Source organism: Saccharopolyspora thermophila, assembly GCF_014646075.1.
Classification (GTDB): domain Bacteria; phylum Actinomycetota; class Actinomycetes; order Mycobacteriales; family Pseudonocardiaceae; genus Saccharopolyspora; species Saccharopolyspora thermophila.
Genome location: NZ_BMMT01000008.1, coordinates 163,863 through 182,983 on the forward strand (window position 1 = coordinate 163,863; position 19,121 = coordinate 182,983).

Annotated in this window: 15 protein-coding genes; 11 read left to right on the top strand and 4 right to left on the bottom strand. The window is 72.5% G+C overall.

Annotated elements, in window-relative coordinates; genetic code table 11:
* Positions 1-1,302 (top strand): MFS transporter, encoded by a 1,302-nt coding sequence (locus tag IEY17_RS13480; protein ID WP_229680126.1) that lies wholly within the window; start codon positions 1-3, stop codon positions 1,300-1,302.
* Positions 1,303-1,415: 113 nt separating this feature from the next.
* Here the strand turns inward: IEY17_RS13480 and IEY17_RS13485 are convergent, their stop codons facing one another.
* From IEY17_RS13485 to IEY17_RS13495, 3 genes are read right to left on the bottom strand one after another with little or no spacing between them, the layout of a single operon-like run.
* Positions 1,416-2,060 (bottom strand): GntR family transcriptional regulator, encoded by a 645-nt coding sequence (locus IEY17_RS13485; protein WP_229680139.1) that lies wholly within the window; start codon positions 2,058-2,060, stop codon positions 1,416-1,418.
* A gap of 39 nt (positions 2,061-2,099) precedes the next feature.
* A complete protein-coding gene (locus tag IEY17_RS13490; protein WP_229680127.1) occupies positions 2,100-3,374 on the bottom strand; it encodes an amidase in 1,275 nt (424 codons plus the stop codon).
* Positions 3,371-4,975, bottom strand: coding sequence for a class I adenylate-forming enzyme family protein (locus tag IEY17_RS13495; protein ID WP_188987708.1), 1,605 nt, complete (start codon positions 4,973-4,975; stop codon positions 3,371-3,373). The genes IEY17_RS13490 and IEY17_RS13495 overlap by 4 nt, the downstream gene beginning before the upstream one ends.
* Before the next feature lie 194 nt (positions 4,976-5,169).
* Between IEY17_RS13495 and IEY17_RS13500 the strand changes: the two genes are divergently transcribed.
* The 9 genes from IEY17_RS13500 to IEY17_RS13540 all read left to right on the top strand — a co-directional run bounded on the left by IEY17_RS13500 (position 5,170) and on the right by IEY17_RS13540 (position 16,064).
* Complete coding sequence (locus tag IEY17_RS13500; RefSeq protein ID WP_188987709.1) at positions 5,170-6,027, top strand: FAD binding domain-containing protein; 858 nt, start codon at positions 5,170-5,172, stop codon at positions 6,025-6,027.
* A complete protein-coding gene (locus IEY17_RS13505; protein WP_188987710.1) occupies positions 6,024-8,360 on the top strand; it encodes a xanthine dehydrogenase family protein molybdopterin-binding subunit in 2,337 nt (778 codons plus the stop codon). Before IEY17_RS13500 ends, IEY17_RS13505 begins: the two co-directional genes overlap by 4 nt.
* The gene (locus tag IEY17_RS13510) at positions 8,357-8,842 is read left to right on the top strand and encodes a (2Fe-2S)-binding protein (RefSeq protein ID WP_188987711.1); all 486 of its coding nucleotides are present in this window, start codon (positions 8,357-8,359) and stop codon (positions 8,840-8,842) included. The genes IEY17_RS13505 and IEY17_RS13510 overlap by 4 nt, the downstream gene beginning before the upstream one ends.
* A 55-nt stretch (positions 8,843-8,897) precedes the next feature.
* Positions 8,898-11,171, top strand: coding sequence for a xanthine dehydrogenase family protein molybdopterin-binding subunit (locus tag IEY17_RS13515; protein WP_188987712.1), 2,274 nt, complete (start codon positions 8,898-8,900; stop codon positions 11,169-11,171).
* 13 nt (positions 11,172-11,184) lie between these two features.
* Positions 11,185-11,982 carry an SRPBCC family protein gene (locus IEY17_RS13520; RefSeq protein WP_188987713.1) on the top strand — a complete coding sequence of 266 codons (798 nt, stop codon included), beginning with the start codon at positions 11,185-11,187 and terminating at the stop codon, positions 11,980-11,982.
* 94 nt (positions 11,983-12,076) lie between these two features.
* Positions 12,077-12,733 (top strand): enoyl-CoA hydratase/isomerase family protein, encoded by a 657-nt coding sequence (locus tag IEY17_RS13525; protein WP_229680128.1) that lies wholly within the window; start codon positions 12,077-12,079, stop codon positions 12,731-12,733.
* 41 nt (positions 12,734-12,774) lie between these two features.
* A complete protein-coding gene (locus IEY17_RS13530) occupies positions 12,775-13,656 on the top strand; it encodes an alpha/beta fold hydrolase (protein ID WP_188987715.1) in 882 nt (293 codons plus the stop codon).
* 20 nt (positions 13,657-13,676) lie between these two features.
* A complete protein-coding gene (locus IEY17_RS13535; protein WP_188987716.1) occupies positions 13,677-14,474 on the top strand; it encodes an SDR family oxidoreductase in 798 nt (265 codons plus the stop codon).
* A gap of 225 nt (positions 14,475-14,699) precedes the next feature.
* A complete protein-coding gene (locus IEY17_RS13540; protein ID WP_188987717.1) occupies positions 14,700-16,064 on the top strand; it encodes an MFS transporter in 1,365 nt (454 codons plus the stop codon).
* 124 nt (positions 16,065-16,188) lie between these two features.
* Here the strand turns inward: IEY17_RS13540 and IEY17_RS13545 are convergent, their stop codons facing one another.
* The gene (locus IEY17_RS13545; RefSeq protein ID WP_188987718.1) at positions 16,189-17,394 is read right to left on the bottom strand and encodes an acetyl-CoA C-acetyltransferase; all 1,206 of its coding nucleotides are present in this window, start codon (positions 17,392-17,394) and stop codon (positions 16,189-16,191) included.
* A gap of 185 nt (positions 17,395-17,579) precedes the next feature.
* Between IEY17_RS13545 and IEY17_RS13550 the strand changes: the two genes are divergently transcribed.
* Positions 17,580-19,103 carry a 3-hydroxyacyl-CoA dehydrogenase gene (locus IEY17_RS13550; protein ID WP_188987719.1) on the top strand — a complete coding sequence of 508 codons (1,524 nt, stop codon included), beginning with the start codon at positions 17,580-17,582 and terminating at the stop codon, positions 19,101-19,103.
* Positions 19,104-19,121: the final 18 nt, after the last annotated feature.

Sequence of the window (19,121 nt, forward strand, 5' to 3'; positions counted from 1 at the left end):
GTGGACGAACAACTGAGGCGGGCCCGCCGCGCGGGCCTCGGATCCTTCATCGGCACCACCATCGAGTGGTACGACTTCTACATCTACAGCACGGCCTCCGCGCTGGTGTTCGGCTCGCTGTTCTTCGCCGAGTCGTCCCCGGCCGCGGGCGTGCTGGCGTCCTTCGCCACGTTGTGGGTCGGGTTCCTCGCCCGCCCGCTCGGCGGCGTCATCTTCGGCCATCTCGGCGACCGAATCGGCCGCAAGCAGACCCTCGTGGTCACCCTGGTGTTGATGGGCGTGGCCACCGCGGGCATCGGCGTGCTGCCGACCTACGCCACCGCCGGGGTGCTCGCCCCGATCCTGCTGGTGCTGCTGCGCTGCGTGCAGGGCATCGCCGTCGGCGGGGAGTGGGGCGGCGCGGTGCTGATCGGCGCGGAGCACGCCCCGAAGGGGCGCAGCATCCTGTTCGGTGCCTACGCCCAGCAGGGCTCACCGGCCGGTTCCATCCTGGCCACGCTGGCGTTCGTGTCGGTCACGCAACTGCCTGACGAGGTGTTCCGGTCGTGGGGCTGGCGGGTGCCGTTCCTGATCTCGGCGGTGCTGGTCGTGGTGGGGCTGGTGATCCGGCTGCGGGTGGCCGAGTCCCCGGAGTTCGAGCGGCTGCGGCAGCAGCGGCAGATCGTGCGGGCCCCGCTGGGCGAGGTGGTCCGCACACACCCGGGGATGCTGGTGCTCGGCGTGCTCGCCAGCTCCATCGGCATCGCCGCGACCTACTTCATCACCACCTTCATCCTGTCCTGGTCGACCAGCGAGGTCGGCATGGACCGCTCGGTGATGCTCAACGCGCTGCTGGTCTACAGCATCGCCCAGTTCGTCACGCAGCCGTTCGGGGCCCTCGCCGCGCAGCGCTTCGGGCTGGCGCGCACCGTCGGCACGCTGCTGACCATCAACCTGCTCACCGTGCCCGTGATGTACGCATTGGTGGGCACCGGGAACGCGGTGGCGGCGGCGGTCGGTATCACGGCCGTGGGCATCACCGGCGCGATGAACTACGCGGTCCTGGCGGGACTGCTGGCGCAGGCGTTCCCGGCCAACGTCCGCTACACCGGGATCTCCCTGTCGTACCAGCTGTGCTCGGCGCTGATCGGCGGGACCGCGCCGATGGTCGGCCAGGGCCTCTACACCAGCACGCACTCGATCGTGCCGGTGGCCGCCTACCACGTGCTGCTGGTCGCGGTGTCGCTGGTGTGCTCCTTGCTCGTCATCGCGCGCAGCCGCTCCCGCGCAGCGGAACCGCAACGCCTTCCGCAACGCTGCTGAACGCGGACGGTCGGCTGGGACGCCGAACCACCGGTTTCGAACCGCACACGCGCATGCCGTGACGCCCCCGCGTTGGTCCGCTCATCGAGTGGCGGTGCGGGGGCGGTGCGGGATCAGGTTCCGCGCTTGCGCCTGGCGGGGCGTTCGTCCGCCAGGTGGGCGCTGCCGACGATGTGCTTGTGCGTCAGTTCTCCGGCTCGCTCCGCGTCGCCCGCCCGGAGGGCTTCGATGATCTCCGCGTGCTCGGCCGCCGACTCCTGGTGGGTGCGCACCACCTTCGGGCCGTCCGGCATCGCCTGCCACAGCATCCGCATCAGCGACAGCAGCACGGGAGAACCCGCCGCCTGGTAGATGCCGAAGTGGAAGTCCCGGTTCAGCGCGCCGTAGGTGAGAGCGTTCTCGTCCAGCGCGAGGATCTGCGCGTTGATCTTCTCGATCGCTGCCAGCTGGTCCGCCGTGATACGGCGGGCGGCGAGCTTGGCGGCCAGCGACTCCAGGGCGGCGCGGATGAGGTAGTTCTCCTCGGTGGCGTCCAGCCAGGATTCCGCGACGATGGCGCTGCGGTGCTGGCCGGCGGTCACCAGCCCCTCGGACTCCAGACGGCGCAGGGCCTCGCGGACCGGGGTGGGGCTCACTCCGAGCCGGGCCGCCAGGTCGCGCTGCCGCAGCGTCGTCCCGGCCTCCAGCTCCCCGGTCACGATGAGTTCGCGAAGCATGCTGGTGACCAGCTCGGTCTTACTGGTGTACAGCGGCTGCATCACGGGGGTCATCCATTCTGTGCTGATACGGGCGGAATTCTAGCTGGGCGCGCGGCACGACCCCGTGTGGAGCAGCTCCGCACAGTGCAGCGCCGCACCGGTGGAGGAGGCGATGCACTGCACCCCGACGGGCAGGCCGTCGACCGGGGCGGGCACCGACACCGCGGCGGCACCGGTGACCGATGCCAGCGCGGTCATGGCGGTGAACGCGGCGGCCACCGGAACCTCCCGCCCGGCGCACTCCACCAGTTTGGCCCCGATTGGCGGGGCGACGACGGGCGAACCAGGCAGCAGGAGCGCGTCCACCCGGCGCAACGCCTCGTCGAGGCCGGCGCGGATGGCCGAACGCGCGGACAGCGCGAGGTCGTAGTCGCCGCGGCGGACGTTGGCGCCCAGGCGGAGCAGGTCGCGCACCTCGTCGCCGACACCGGTGGCGGGGAACCACTCGTGAGCGGACTCGGCGAGCATGATCACGTACGACGCGGCCGGGGCGAGTTCGGCATGCCGCACCGCGACGTCCACCACCTCGATCCCCTGACTCCGCAGCACCTCCACCGAATCCGCCAGCGCGGCAGCGACTTCCGGCTGGACCCGCTGGGCCCACCTGTCGCTGATCACGCCGACTGCGCGAATCTCGCCGCTGCGCGGCGGAATCGCCAGCGCCGCCAGGGCCGCGGCGCAGTCGTCGGTGCTCGTCGCGAACACGCCCGCGCAGTCCTGGGTCGGGGCCAGCGGCGCGATACCGGTCATCGGCACGGCACCGGCTTCGAGCTTGACACCCACGACTCCGCACAGCGCGGCCGGGTTGCGCACCGACCCGCCGGTGTCGGTGCCCAGCGCCAGCGGCACGATTCCCTCGGCGACCGCAGCCGCCGAACCACCGCTGGAACCACCCGTGATGCGGTTGGGATCGCGCGGGTTGCGGCAGCCGGGTGTGATCATGCCCCAGGCCAGCTCGTGGGTGCGAGTCTTGCCGACGACCACCGCACCGGCGGCCCGCAGGCGACCCACCACCTCCGCGTCACGCTCGGCGAGGTGGTGGCCCAGCCCCGGGGTGCCGCAGCGCGTCCAGTACCCGGCGACGTCGATGTTGTCCTTCACCGCCACCGGGATGCCGTGCAGCGGACCGCGATCGCGGCCACCGGCCAGCTCCCGGTCCGCCGCGGCCGCCGCGGCCAGCGCGCTCTCCGGCTGTACGGCGACGAATGCGCCCGTCGTGCTTCGCTCGGCCGCGGCGAGCGCGCGTTCGACGAGCGACCGCGAGGTCTCGGCGCCGGACCGCAGCCGGGCGCCCAGACCCGCCAGGCCGCTCACAGTTCCGCCCGCCGCAGTGTGGCGATCGCCCGGTCCAGCGAGCGGGTGTCCAGCGGCTTCAGCGCCGAGCGGCGGAGCTTGCCCATGCTGGTGCGCGGCAGCGAGTCCACGACGTACACCTGCTTCGGGCACTTGTACGGGGCCAGCAGCCGTCGGCAGTGGGCGAGCACGTCGTCGACGTCCGCGGGTCCGGTCGGCACGATCCAGGCGGTGACCTGCTCGCCCCACCGCTGCGACGGCATCCCGGCCACCGCCGCCTCCGCGACCGCCGGGTGTTTCTCCAGCGCCAGCTCCACCTCGCGCGGGTAGACGTTGAAACCACCGGTGATGATCAGTTCCTTTGTCCGGCCGGTGATGCTGAGGTAGCCGGTGGCCGGATCGATGCGGCCGAGGTCGCCGGTGCGAAACCAGCCGCCGGGGTGGAACGACTCCCGGGTGGCCTCGGGGCGGTTCCAGTAGCCGCCGAACACCTGCGGGCCGCGCAGCAGGATCTCGCCGTCCCGGCCGACGGGCACTTCGACGCCCGATTCATCCGCGATGCGCAGTTCCACGCCGGGTAGTGGCAACCCGACGGTGCCAGGGAGGCGCGGGCCGTCGATCGGGTTGGACACGTTCAGGCCGCTTTCGGTGCTGCCGTATCGCTCCAGCGGCGGCTGGCCCAGCAACCGGGTGAGGCGGTCGGCGAGCTCCGGGCTCAGTGGAGCCGAACCGCTCACCGCCAACCGCAGCGTCGGCGTGGTCAGCGCGTCCGGTGCGTCGACGAGCCGTTCGTAGATCGCGGGTACGGCGAACAGGACGGTGGCCGAGTGCGCGCGCATCGCCCGGGTCAGTTCCTCGGCGTCGAAGTGCGGCAGGATCACCGCGGCCGAGCCGGACAGCAGCGTCGCGTGCACCCCGCCCAGGCCGTGCTGGTGGCTCAGCGGCAGGGAGTGCACGAGCACGTCGTCCTCGCTCCACCGCCACGCCAGCATCGCCGCGCGGATCGAGGACAGCAGGTTGGCGTGCGTGAGCGGAACGCCCTTGGGTGTCCCGGTGGTGCCGGAGGTGTAGGCCAGTAGTGCGAGATCGTGCGCACTGTCCCGATCTTCCCGGAAATCGTGCTCCGGGGCGGGGTTCTGCCGGCCGGTGCGCGGTGCTGCGGGCAGTGGCTTGTCGAGGGAGACCACGCGGAGGTCCAGACCGGACAGACGCTCGGTCGCCGGATGAGCGGCGAAGGCCCACCCGGCACCGCTGTCGGTCACCAGGTGCGCGAGTTCGTCTGCGGTGTAGGCGGGATTGGCCAGCACGGCCACGGCCCCGGCGCGCAACACCGCGACGTAGGCGAGCACCAGCGCCGAGGTGTTGTGGCCGCACAGCAGCACCCGATCACCGGGGCGAACACCGTTGGCGCGCAACCAACTTGCGGTGCGCGTGCTGTGCTCGGCGATGTCGCCGTGGGTGAGCCACCGGTCCGACTCGGCCGGGAACAACAGCGCCCGCCGGTGCGGGGCCGCGGCGCACGCCGAGGGTAGCGTGCCCGTCGCGAGTTCGCCGATGCGCGAGGGATCGGCGCCGTGTCGTTGCCACGCCGCGCGGTTGTGCGCGGAAGTCTCCTGCCACATCCGGTTCTGTGTCAAGACCTACTCCCAGTAACGGTCGGGTTTCCGCGATGACGTGTTGATTTCCGCGCTGCGGCAACGAAAACGCGCGGCAGATCGGTCTTGCGCGGGGCGGGTCGCGCTGTTTGAATCATGATATATCAAGTTGCAGACGATGTCTGCATGTCGACTCAGCGGCATCCGGGGAGAGGAGAGCCGTGAAACCGGCATCGTTCGACTACCACCGGGCACACGACGTCCGCGGCGCCACCGAACTGCTCGCCGAACTCGGCGACGAGGCCAAGCTGCTGGCCGGTGGGCAGAGCCTGGTGGCGATGATGAACTTCCGGCTGGCGCGCCCCGCCGCGCTGGTCGACATCGGCCGCATCAGCGGATTGTCCTACCAACGGCGCGACGGCGCGGCCCTGCGCATCGGCGCGCTGACCACGCACCGCGCGATCGAAACGGCTGACGCGCCCGAGATCATCGGCCCGTTCGGGGTACTCAGTCGCGCGGCAGGCTGGATCGGCCACTACCCCATCCGCACGCGAGGCACCATCGGCGGCAGCCTCGCGCACGCCGACTCCACCGCCGAGTGGTGCCTGCTGGCGGTCCTGCTGGATGCCCGGATCGTCGTGGCGAGCACCCGGGGCAGGCGCACCGTTGCCGCCGCGGACTTCTTCCACGGATTCCTCACCACCGCACTGGAACCCGACGAGATGATCGTCGAGGTCGTCTTCCCCAACCCGGCGCCGCACGCCGCGCTCACCGAGTTCGCCCAGCGGAAGGGCGATTTCGCGATCGTCGCCGCCGCGGTGAGCCTGGACGTCGCCGACGGGGTGTGCCGGGGCGGCCGCGTCGCGCTGGGCGGGGTGGACTCCGTCCCGGTCCGCGTGGCCGAAGCCGAGGCGGTGCTGGCCGGCGGCGAGCTGGGTGCGGAGCTGTTCACCGCGTGCGCGAACGCCGCGGCCGCGGCCATCGAGCCGGGCAGCGACGCACACGGCAGCGCGGAGTACCGGCGCCGACTCGCCCGCACCCTCGTGGTGCGCGCGTGCCAGGAGGCGATGGCCGGGTGAGCACGCGACGCAAGTGGGTGGGTGCGGCGGTGCCGCGCCGCGAGGACCCGCGCCTGCTGACCGGTCGCGGCCGGTACGTCGACGACCTGGACCGCGCCGGTGCGCTGTCCGCGGCGTTCGTGCGCAGTCCGCTGGCGGCGGCGCGGATCAACTCGGTGGACCTGTCCGGAGTGACCGCGGCCGAGGGTGTGCGCGCCGCGTTCACCGCGGCCGACCTGGACGTCACCGGGCTGACCGCGGTGCTGGAGCGGCCGGAGTTCACCCCGACCACGACACCGGTGCTGGCCACCGGACGGGTCCGCTACGCCGGGGAACCGGTGGCGATCGTGCTCGCCGACGACCCCTACGCCGCCGAGGACGGCACCGAACTGGCCATTGTGGACTACACGCCGCAGCGCGCGGTGACCTCCGCCGACGACGCACTGGCTGCGGACGCACCACGAGTGCACGACGAACTGACCGCGAACACCTTCCTCGACGTGACGGCCTTCGACGACGACGTCGACGAGGTCTTCGCCACCGCCGAGTGCGTGGTGCGCACCTCGCTGCGCAGCGGGCGGCAGAACGCCCTGCCGCTGGAGCCGCGCGGCTGCCTCGCCGAGTGGGTCGACCGCGACGACCAGCTGGTGGTGCACATCTCCACCCAGGTCCCCCACGTGGTGCGCACCGCGCTGGCCCGCTGCCTCGGGCTGCGGGAACGGCAGGTGCGGGTCGTGGTGCCCGACGTCGGCGGCGGCTTCGGGCTCAAGTGCGTCGTGGGGCGCGAGGAGATCGCCGTCGCCGCGGCGGCGCTGCGCCTGCGCCGCCCGGTGAAGTGGATCGAGGACCGGCGCGAGGGGCTGACCGCCAGCTTCCTCGGCCGCGAGCAGCAGTACCAGGTGCGCGCGGCCTTCGACGGCGGCGGCCGGATCCTGGCGCTGGACGCGGAGATTCGCTGCGACGTCGGCGCCTACTCGGTGTTTCCGTTCACCAGCGGCGTCGAACCGCTGATGGCCGCCGCCGAACTGCCCGGCGTCTACCGGGTGCCGCGCTACCGCGCCCGGGCGCGCGCGGTGGCCACCAACAAGGCGCCCACCGCGCCGTACCGGGGCGTCAGCCGACCCCAGATCGTGCTGGTCATGGAGCGGCTGATGGAACGCGCCGCGCGGGAACTCGGCCTGGACGCACTGGCCGTGCGGCGGCGCAACCTCATCGACACCTTCCCGCACGCGGGCGTCAACGGCATCACCTACGACCCCGGCTCCTACCGGGAGTCGCTGGACCGGTGCGAGCAGCGGCTGCGCGAGGAGGGCTGGTTCGACCTGCGCGACACCGCCGCGGACCGGCGCATCGGCATCGGCTTCGCCTGCTTCAACGAGCGCACCGGCTACGGCACCGAGGCGTTCGCGCAGCGCCGCATGTCGGTGGTGCCGGGCTACGACATCGCCGAGGTCCGCATGGACCCCGGCGGGGCGGTGACGGTGACGACCGGCACCTCCGCGCACGGCCAGGGCCACGAGACCACACTCGCCCAGATCGCCGCCGACCAGCTCGGCCTGCACCCGGAGGCGGTCAAGATCCGGCAGGGCGACACCGACCTGGTCAGCTACGGGTGGGGCACCTTCGCCAGTCGCTCGGCGGCCATCGGCGGTGGCGCGGTGCGCCTGGCGGCGGACCGGCTGGCCGCGCGCCTGCGCCGCATCGCCGCGCACCTGCTCGGCGCCGACGAGGACGACATCGAACTCGACGACGGCTGGTGCCGCCACCGCGACGACCCCGGCCGCGCGGTCCCGGTCGCCGAGGTCGCGGAGGTGGCCTACCTGCGCGCGCACCGGCTGCCCAAGGACCTCGAACCTGGGCTGTCCGCGCAGGCCGTGTTCGACGTGCTGACCTCCGGCACGTTCTCCAACGCCACCCACGGCGTCGTGGTCGAGCTGGACCCGCGCACCGGGCAGACCCGCGCGCTGCGCTACCTCGTGGTCGAGGACTGCGGCGTGGTGATCAATCCAACGATCGTCGACGGCCAGGTGCGCGGCGGCGTCGCCCAGGGCATCGCCGGGGCGCTGTACGAGCGGATCGACTACGACGACGACGGCCAGCCCACGGCGGGCAGCCTCGTGGACTACCTGGTACCGACCGCGGCCGAGATCCCCGACGTCGACGTCGAGCACCTGGAAACCCCGTGCGCCTTCACCGAAACCGGCGCCAAGGGCATGGGCGAGGGCGGCACCATCGGAGCGCCGGCGGCGGTGCTCAACGCGGTCAACGACGCACTGCGCGGCACCGGCGTGGAGCTGGACGCCGTGCCCATCACCCCCGAGCAGGTTCTGCGAGCCCTGGAGGGCAGTCGATGAAGGACCAGCAACTGATCACCATCACGGTCAACGGCACCGAGCACGAGGTGCTGGTGGAGTCCCGCCGCACCCTCGCCGACGTGCTGCGCCACGACCTCGGCCACACCGGCACGCACCTGGGCTGCGAACACGGCATCTGCGGCGCCTGCACGGTGCTGGTGGACGGGGTACCGGCGCGGTCGTGCCTGATGTTCGGCGTGCAGGCCGACGGAACCGAGGTGCGCACCGTGGAGGGGCTCGCCGACGGCGACCGGCTGTCGGACCTGCAGGAGGCGTTCTCCCGGCACCACGGCCTGCAGTGCGGGTTCTGCACCCCTGGTTTCCTGATGCTCGCCGAGGCGTACCTGGCCGAGAACCCCGGGGCGGACCGCGCCGAGATCCGCGAGGTGGTGTCGTCGAACCTGTGCCGCTGCACCGGCTACCAGGGGATCGTGGAGGCGATCGCCGACGTCGCCGAGCGCCGCCGCCAGGAGGCGGTATGAGCGCGCCGATTCCGTCGAATCCGATGACAGCGGCACGTTCGACCGGGGAGGCGCGATGAGCACCGCGACACCGCAGCGCACCGGCGTGGTGGGCGCGCGGGTGCGGCGCCACGAGGACGACCGGTTGCTCCGGGGCCTGGGCCGGTTCGCCGACGACGTGGACCGCCTCGGGCAGGTGTACGCGCGGATGGTGCGCTCCACCGTGGCGCACGGTGCGGTCGTTGGCATCGACACCGCGGCGGCGCGGGCGCTGCCCGGCGTGGTGGCCGTGATCACCGGCGCCGACCTCGGGGACATCCCGCCGATCCCGATCCGGTTGCCGCGCGGCGACGAGCCGCCGGACTGCCTGCAGCGGATCCTGCCGGACGAGGTGCGCTACGTGGGCGAGCCCGTCGCGGTGGTCGTCGCCGAGGACCCCTACACCGCCGAGGACGCCGCCGAACTGGTCACCGTGGACTACCGGGAACTCCCGGTGGTCGTCGACGCCGACGGCGCACCCCCGGTGGCGCGGCTGGAGACCGGCTACGGCGACGTGGACGACGCGTTCACCACCGCCGCCCACGTCGTGGAGGTCGACGTCGAGGTCGGGCGGCACGCGGCGGTGCCGATGGAGCCGCGCGGCCTGGTCGCCGAGTACGACCCGGCCACCGGGCGGCTGCAGGTGTGGGGCGCGACCAAGGTGCCGGTATTCAACCGCGGTGTGCTCGCCCGGATGCTGGGCATGCCCGCCGAGCAGGTGCGACTGCACGCGATGGACGCCGGCGGCGGGTTCGGCGCGCGCGGCGAGTTCTACCCGGAGGACCTGCTGATCCCGTGGCTGGCGCGGCGGCTGCGGCGACCCGTCAAGTGGACCGAGGACCGCGCGGAGAACCTGGTCGCGCTCAACCACTCCCGCCAGCAGCGGCACCGCATCGCCGCCGCCTTCGACGCCGACGCCCGGCTGCTGGCGCTGCGCGACGAGATCACCCACGACAACGGCGCCTACCTGCGCACCCACGGCCTGCTGGTCCCGGAGCTGACGGTCGGCATGCTGCCCGGCCCCTACCGCGTCCCGGCGTACCGGGCGGCGGTGGACGTGGTGCTGACCAACAAGACGCCGTGCGGCACCTACCGCGCACCCGGCCGCTACGAGGGCACGTTCGCGCGGGAACACCTGCTGGACGTCGCCGCGGACCGCATCGGCATCGACCGCGCCGAGATCCGGCGGCGCAACCTGCTGCGGCCCGACGAGATCCCGCACGTGCGGCCGCTGCGGGCGCTGGGCACCGACGTGGTGCTGGACGCGGGAGACTACCCGGCCCTGCTCGAAGCCGCGCTGGAACGCACCCGCGGCTGGCGCGAGGAGGTTGCGCGGCTGCGGGCGCGGGGCCGCCGCGCCGGGTACGGCTTCGCCGTGTTCCTGGAGAAGAGCGGGCTGGGGCCGCACGAGACCGCGGACGTGATCGTCGAGCCCAGCGGGCGGGTCCGGGTGCACTCCGGCGGCACCTCGCTGGGGCAGGGCATCGAGACCGCGCTCGCCCAGATCGCTGCCGACCGGCTGGGCGTGGACCACCGTCAGGTGCAGGTGGTCAACGGCGACACCGACCTGCAACCGTTCGGCCTGGGCTCCTGGGCGAGCCGCTCGACCGTCCTGGCGGGCAACGCCGTGGACCTCGCGGCGACCGCGGTGCTGCGGCGGGCCCGCGAGGTGGCCGCCCGGATGCTCGGCGTGGCGGCGGACCTGCTCGACCACGTCGACGGCGGATTCGAGGTGGCCGGTCGCCGCGTCGCGCTCGGCGAGATCGCCGCGGCGTGCGCGCCGGGTAGCCCTCACCTGGAACCGGGCGCGGAGCCCGGGTTGGCGGCACGGCGGGTCTTCGAGGTCGACCACATGACCTACCCCTACGGCGTGCACGTGGCGGTGGTCGACGTCGACCCGGGCACCGGGCACGTCTCGGTACCGCACTACCTGGTCGCCTACGAGGTCGGGCGGGCGATCAACCCGACGCTGGTGGAAGGCCAGCTCGTCGGCGGCGTGGCGCAGGGACTCGGCGGCGCCCTGCACGAGAACTTCCACTACGACGCGCAGGGCCAGCCGCAGGCGGTGACGTTTGTGGACTACCTGATGCCCACGGCCGCCGAGGTGCCCGGCCTGGTTGACACGCTCATCACCGAGAACGCGCCCAGCCCGGACAACCCGCTGGGCATCAAGGGCGCTGGGGAAGGCGGGATCACCGCCGCGGGCGCGGCGCTGGCGAACGCGGTGCGCGACGCGCTCGGCCTGCCCGGCGACGTCGGCCACCTGCCGCTGTCGCCCCCGTGGCTGTGCACGCTCGCGGACTCGCGCTGACAGGAGGACAGCATTGCGGCTCACCAACGAAGTCGTGCTCCCGGCCCCGCCGGAGCAGGTGTTCGCGCTGATCAACGACGTGGAGCGGGTGGCGCCCTGCATGCCGGGCGCGACCCTGGAGGAGCGGGTGGACGACGCCTACCGGGGGCGGGTGCGGGTCAAGGTCGGCCCGATCTCCGCGGCCTACCAGGGCGTGGTGCGGTTCCTGGAGGTCGACGAGCCCGGCCACCGGCTGGTGCTCGACGCCCGCGGCACCGACCAGCACGGCAGCGGCGGTGCGGAGGCCAAGGTGGAGGTACGGGTGCGCCCGCACGACGACGGCAGCGTGCTCGCCCTGAACACCGACCTGGTGGTCCGCGGCAAGGTCGCCCAGTTCGGCCGCGGCGCCCTGGCGGGTGTCTCGCAGAAGCTCATGGAGCAGTTCGCCGACAACCTCGGCACCCTCCTGACGCAACCAGCGCCGCCCCGCGCGGCGCACGCCGGACCGTCGCGCACCGAAGCGCCGCCCGCCGCACCCGTCGTCACCGCACCGTCCCGCACCGAATCCGCTCCGGTCGCGGCTCAGGTCGCCCCGGAGTCCGAACTGGACGGTCTTGCGCTGGTCGCGCTGCCGCTGCTGAAGCGCGTCGCGCCGATCGCGGCTGCCCTGGTCGTCGGCGCCCTCGCGGGCCGGGTGCTCGGCCGCGGCTCGCGGCGGCCCACCGTGCTCGCCGACGAGGAGGTCACCGCGATCCTCCACATCGGACACCAGCGCTACCAGGTGCCGGTCCGCCGCACGCTCACCCTGCTGCGAAGGAGAACCCGACGATGATGCTTCCCGCCGCGGCCCCAAGCCGCCCGGCCGGTCCTCGGCTCCTGCGCTGATCGGAGGAACAATGTTGCGCTGCACCCGTCCCGTGCCGGCCGTGCTGGTCCTCGACCTGGACCGGCCCGAACGGCACAACGCCTTCGACGCGGCCCTCGTCGCGGCTCTGCTCGAGCAGCTCGTTGAGGCCGCCGCCGACGAGGTGCTGCGGGCGGTCGTCATCGGTTCCACCAGCCGCGGCCGGTTCTGCGCCGGAGCGGATCTGTCGGTGTCCGACGAGGAACGCCGGGGTGTCAGTGACGGCCTCTACGCGCTGTACGAGCGGATGCTGCGGTTGCCGATCCCGGTGGTGGTCGCCGTGGACGGTGCGGCCGTGGGCGGGGGAGCGCAGCTGGCGCTGGCGGCTGACGTGCGGCTCGGTTCGCCGCAGGCCCGCTTCCGGTTCGCCGGCCCCGGGCACGGGTTGTCGGTCGGGCCGTGGGGCCTGCCCTCGACCGTGGGCCGCCGCGCGCTGGAACTCGTGCTCAGCCAGCGGTTCGTGCCCGCTGACGAGGCGGCGGCCATCGGTTTGCTCGACCGGGTCGTCGACGATCCGCACGCCGCCGCCGTCGACCTCGCGGCGTCGGTGGCGCAGCTGGACCGCGACGCCGTGCGCCGCGCCAAGGAGCACGTCGTCGCGGGGGAGAGGCTGGTGGAACGCCTCGCCGCGGAGCGCGCGGCCAACACCGCCGTGTTCGACGGCGCGGTCCGGCGCTGACCGCCCGAGTTGGTATGTCACATCGCACGTGGGAGGTTCGAGTGCCCTACGCCACCAGCGACGACGGGGTGCGCCTGTACTACGAGGAAGCCGGTTCCGGCGTCCCCCTGGTCTTCGTCCACGAGTTCGCCGGTGACCACCGCTCCTGGGAACCGCAGGTGCGGCACTTCGCCCGCCGCTACCGCTGCGTCGTCTACGCCGCGCGCGGCTATCCGCCCTCGGACGTGCCCACCGACCCGGACAGCTACGACCAGTACCGCGCGGTGGCGGACCTGGTGACGGTGCTGGACGCGATCGGCGCCGACCGCGCCCACGTCGTCGGCAACTCGATGGGCGGTTTCTGCACCCTCCACTTCGGACTGAGGCATCCGGAACGGGCCCGTTCCCTGGTGGTCGCCGGGTGTGGCTACGGCGCGCACCCCGACGCGCGGGAGAAGTTCCGCGCCGAGTCAGAGAAGGTCGCGGTGGCCTTCGAGACCGAAGGTTCGGCGGACATGGCGACGTGGTACGGATTCGGCCCGGCGCGCGTGCAGTTCCAGAACAAGGATCCGCGCGGCCACGCCGAGCACGTCGCGGTGCTCGCCGAGCACGACCCGGTGGGCGCGGCGCTGACCATGCGCGGCGTGCAGAAGGCCCGCCCGTCGCTGTACGACCTGCGCGCCGACCTGGCCGCGATGGACGTGCCGACACTGATCGTCGCCGGTGACGAGGACGAGGGCGTGCTCGAAACCGATCTGATGCTCAAGCGCACCATCCCGCGAAGCGGGCTGGTCGTGCTGCCCAAGACCGGCCACGTCACCAACCTCGAAGAACCCGAGCTGTTCAACCACCACGTCGAACGCTTCCTGGCCCAGGTCGAGCACGACCGCTGGCCGGCCCGGGACCCGCGTTCGCTGAGCACGTCGACCACGGGCGCCAAGTAACCACCAAGGAGGAGTCCACCATGGACATGCAACTGGACGGCAAGATCGCCTTCGTCACCGGGGCCAGCAAGGGAATCGGCCGGGCCTGCGCCGAACAGCTGGCCGCCGAGGGCTGCGACGTGGTCATCACCGCCCGCACCGAGGCCGACATCACCCGCGCCGCCGAGGAGATCGCCGCGGCCAGCGGCCGCAAGGTCCTCGGCCTGGCCGGGGACATGAGCGTCACCGCAGACGTGCAGCGCTGCGTCGACACCGCCATCGAGCAATTCGGCCGCATCGACGTCGTGGTCACCTGCGCCGGTTCCTCGCCCGGCGGGCTGCTGGAGGAGCTGACCGAGGAGCAGTGGCTGGGCAGCATGCAGCTGAAGTTTCTCGGCTACGTGCGCACGGTCCGCGCGGTCATCGGGCACATGCGGGAGCGTGGCGAGGGGTCGATCGTGCTCGTGGTCGGCAACGACGGCCTCAAGCCGTCGTACTGGGAGATGACCGCCGGGGCCGCCAACGCCGCCGACATCAACTTCGCCGCCTCGGTCGCCGAGCAGTACGGTCCGCTGGGCATCCGGTGCAACACCGTCAACCCGGGTCCGGTGAACACCGATCGGTGGGCGGGTCTGGAGGCGGCGTTCGCCCGGGACAAGGGAGTCTCGCCGGAACGCGCGCACGAACTGGCGCTGTCCTCGCTGCCGCTGGGCCGGATCTGCGAGCCGGAGGAGGTCGCCAACGTGGTCACCTTCCTGGCCTCGCCGCGCGCCAGCTACCTCAACGGCGCGCACATCCCGGTCGACGGCGGTCAGCGCAAGGCGCTCATGGACGTGTGACCGCCCAGGGTGGCCGGGCCCGGTCCTCACCACGAACCCACCCGGCCGGGCCCGCGACCACCGCCAACCCCGGGTACCCGAATTCCCAGGTTTGGGCAAATTTGGAGCCCGCTCCCGCACCGCAAGCGTGGGGCGGGGGGCCAAGTTGAGGCACATTCGGGATTCCCGGGAGGCCCTGGGGGAACGACAACCAGCAAGACCGGTCAGCACAGCAAGGGGAGCCCCATGAAGACCGGAGACCGAGTAGTCCAGGAACTGCCGTGGAAGTGGAACACCCAGGGCACCATCTTCCTCATCGGCGGCCTCGGGTTCATGTTCGACGCCTGGGACGTGGCCCTCAACGGATTCCTCATCCCGCTGGTGGGCGAGGAGTGGGGCCTCTCACCCGCGGCCCGCGGCTGGGTCGGCACCGCGAACCTCATCGGGATGGCCGTCGGCGCCGTGTTCTGGGGCGCCATCGCCGACACCATCGGCCGCAAACGGGCGTTCAGCCTGACGCTGCTGATGTTCTCGGTGTTCTCGCTGGCCGGCGCGGCGTCGCCGGACTTCGTAACGTTCTGTGTGTTCCGCTTCCTGGCCGGGATCGGGCTGGGCGGCTGCATCCCGGTGGACTACGCGCTGGTCGGCGAGTTCACCCCGGCCCGGGTGCGGGGCCGGGTGCTGACCGCGATGGACGTCTGGTGGCCGGTCGGCGCCACCCTGTGCGGGGCGGTGTCGGCCGCGCTGCTGGTGTTTGACAACTGGCGGCTGCTGCTGGTGGTGATGGTGCTGCCCGCACTGCTGCTGTTCTGGATCCGCCGCTCGGTGCCGGAGTCGCCGATGTACCTGGTGCGCCAGGGACGGGCCGAGGAGGCCCGGCAGGTGATCGACGGGCTGGTGCGGCGCACCGGGGCGCAGGTCGGTCCGTGGGTGCTGCCGGAACCCGCGCCGCAGCCCCGGATGTCCGCCGCCGCGTTCGCCAGGCAGGCACGGGATTTGTGGCGCTTCAGCCCCGGGATCACCTCGGTGTCGTGGGCGCTGTTTCTGACCGTGTTCCTGGTGTACTACGGTGCTCTGACGTGGCTGCCGAGCATCCTGGTCAAGCAGGGCTACGGCCACTACGCCGCCTTCATGGTCACCACCCTGATGACCGCGATCGGCATCGTGGGCGTGGTGGTGTCGGCGTGGCTGGTGGACGCGATCGGCCGCAAGTGGGTGATCGGGCTCAGCGGGCCGCTGTCCGTGCTGGCGCTGGTGTTGTTCGCGGTGCAGCTGGACATCGAATCGGCGGCCAAGTGGTGGATCACCGCGTTCGGGTTCCTGATCGAGCTGACCATCCCGGCGCTCTACGCCTACGTGTCCGAGCTGTACCCGACCCGGTTGCGCGCCAGCGGTTTCGGCTGGGCGTCGACGGTCAGCCGGGTGGGGGCGGGGTTCGTGCCGGTCATCTTCGGTTCGCTGCTGTGGCCGTACCTCGGGCTGCCGCTGACGTTCGTGGTCATCGGAGGGCTGCTGGTGCTGGCGTCGTTGTGGATGGCGGTGGCCGCACCGGAGACGCGGGGGCGCGAGTTGGACGACGTTGGAGAGCCGAGCGCCTCAAGCGCGCGGTGAACCGTTGACACACGGTGAGTTCAGTGAGGAGCCAGGGGCGCCCCGGACTGAAGGTGATCCCCCGTGGTTGGGCTGAGGAATTCAGTTCCGATCATCGGGGACCACTTCAGCCGCGGGGTGCCCCTCAGACCCGTTCGAAGACCGCGGCCAGGCCCTGGCCGCCGCCGATGCACATCGTCTCCAGACCGTAGCGGGCCTCCCGGCGCTGCATCTCGCGCGACAGCGTCGCGAGGATGCGGCAGCCGGTGGCGCCCAGCGGGTGCCCCAGCGAGATACCGGAACCGTTGACGTTGAGCCGGTCGAAGTCGGCGGGCTTGAACTCCCACTCACGGGTGCACGCCAGCACCTGGGCCGCGAACGCCTCGTTCAGCTCGATCAGGTCCATGTCGGCGAGGGTGAGACCAGCGCGCTGCAGGGCCTTGGCGGTGGCCGGGACCGGACCGATGCCCATGGTGCGCGGCGGCACCCCGGCCCGCGCCCACGACACCAGCCGCACCAGCGGCCGCAGGCCCAGCTCGGCGGCGCGTTCCGGCGTGGTCACCACGCACACCGCCGCGGCGTCGTTCTGCCCGCTGGCGTTGCCCGCGGTGACGGTGGCCTCCGGGTCGGACTTGCCCAGCACCGGCTGCAAGGCGGCCAAGGTGTCCACAGTGGTCTCTGGCCGCGGGTGCTCGTCGACCTCCACCACGGTGTCGCCCTTGCGGGAGGGCACCGTCACCGGCACGATCTCCTCGGCGAAGATCCCGGCCTGCTGCGCGGCACCGGCCCGCTGCTGGGAGCGCGCGGCCAGCTCGTCCTGCTCGGCGCGGGAGATCCCGTACTCCCGGCGCAGATTCTCCGCGGTCTCCAGCATCCCGCCCGGCACCGGGAAGTTCCTGCCGCCGGCGGTGACCCGGCCGCGCGCCAGCGAGTCGTGCAGCTCCAGGCTGCCCCGGATGCCCCAGCGGGCCTCGGTGGTGTACAGCGGGGCGTTGCTCATGCTCTCCGCGCCGCCGGCCAGCACCACGTCGCTGACCCCGGTCTGCACCTGCATCGCGGCGTCCACAATGGCCTGCAGACCGGAGCCGCAGCGACGGTCCACCTGGGAGCCGCCGACCTCGACGGGCAGGCCGGCGTCCAGGGCGGCGACGCGGCCGATCGCGGGGGCGTCGGAGTTCGGGTAGCACTGGCCGAGGATCACCTCGTCGACCGCCTCGCCGGGCAGCCCGGTGCGGTCCAGCAGCGCCCTGATCACCGTCGCTGCCAGGTCAACCGCGGGCACGGTCCTGAACACCCCGCCGAACCGGCCGATCGGGGTCCGCAGCGGTTCGCAGATCACCGCTTCGCGCATCGCTCGCTCCTTCGAGTTCCGGTGACGGCCGCTCCACCGGCCTTTTTCCGTTCGTAGCACAGCGCCGCTGGTGGCCGGAACACGCGAGGATTATGTTGAGCTGCGTCTTACTGGATAGGCAATTCGGTATTGGACGGTCTTGGCGCTTCGTGCGAAGGTGCGTCGAGGGACGAGGGAGGTCGACCATGCAGTGGGCGCAGCGGGTCAGCGCGGTGCGGGTGATCGGCACCGGCGTGATGGGGCGCGGCATCGCGCAACTGGCCGCGGCCGCCGGGCTCGACGTCGAGCTCGCCGACGCCCGCCCGGAGGCCGTGTCGGCCGCCGTCGACCACGTGGGGCAGATGCTCGACAAGCTCGTCGCCAAGGGCCGACTGGGCGCCGACGACGCCGCGACCGCCCGCGCCCGGCTCCGGCCGGTGGACTCCCCGCTGGCCGCCACCACGTGCGACCTGGTGATCGAAGCCGTCCGCGAGGACCTGGACACCAAGCGCGAGCTGTTCGCCGAGCTGGAGAAGGTGTGCCCGGCGCACACCGTGTTCGCCACCAACACCAGCTCGCTGTCGGTGACCTCGATCGCCACCGCGCTCGCCGACCCCACCCGCCTGGCCGGGCTGCACTTCTTCAACCCGGTCCCGCTGATGCGGCTGGTCGAGGTGATCCCCGGCGCCCGGACCGCCGGGTGGATCCCCGACGCGCTCACCGACCTGGTGCGGCGGCTCGGCCACCAGCCGGTGCGCGCCACCGACACCCCCGGCTTCCTGGTCAACCACGCCGGTCGCGGCCTGGTCACCGAGGCGCTGCAGATCCTGGCCGAGGGCCTGGCCACGCCGGTCGACGTGGACCGGATCTCCCGCGACACGCTCGGACTGCGGATGGGCCCGTTCGAGCTGATGGACCTCACCGGCCTGGATGTCACGCACCCGGCGATGGAGAGCATCTGGTCCGGCTACTACGGCGACCCGCGGCTGCGGCCCTCGCCGATCACCCGGTCCCGGAGGGAGGCGGGCCTGCTCGGCCGCAAGACCGGGGAGGGCTGGTACCGCTACGACGGCGGGGTGAAGCAGGAGCAGCCCGAGCCGGAGGCTCCGGAGGTGACGGGGCTGCCGGTCTGGTCGGACAACGCGGAACTGCTCGACGCACTCGTGGCGGCGGGCGTCCCGGTGGAGCGCGGCGAGGAACCCTCCGGTGAGGCGGTGGTGCTGCTCGCCCCGTACGGCCACAGCGCGGCGACCGCGGCCCTGTCGGCCGGGCTGCCCGCGGCCCGGGTCTGCGGGGTCGACCCCCTCGGCGGCGACAAGCGCTACACGCTCACCGTGCATCCGGCGGTGGACCCGCAGCTCGCCCGCGCGGCCTGGGCGGCGCTGGCCGCCACCGGACGAGCCGTGACGGTGGTCCGCGACGGCACGGGCATGATCGCGCAACGCCTGCTCGCATCCATCGTCAACACCGGCTGCTTCATCGCCGAACAGCGGCTGGCCGCGCCCGCGGACATCGACACCGCGGTGCGCATGGCGTTGGGATACCCGCGCGGACCACTGGAGTGGGGCCAGCACGTGGGCCCGCGCTGCATCCTCACCGTGCTGCGCGCACTGCACTCGGCCACCGGCGACCCGCGCTACCGCCCGAGCCGCTGGCTGGTCGAGCGCGCCGAACTGGGGCTGGCGCTCACCGAAACCGGAACCACCCCTCAGGACGTGCTCGCCCGCTGACCGTCACGCCCTCACCAG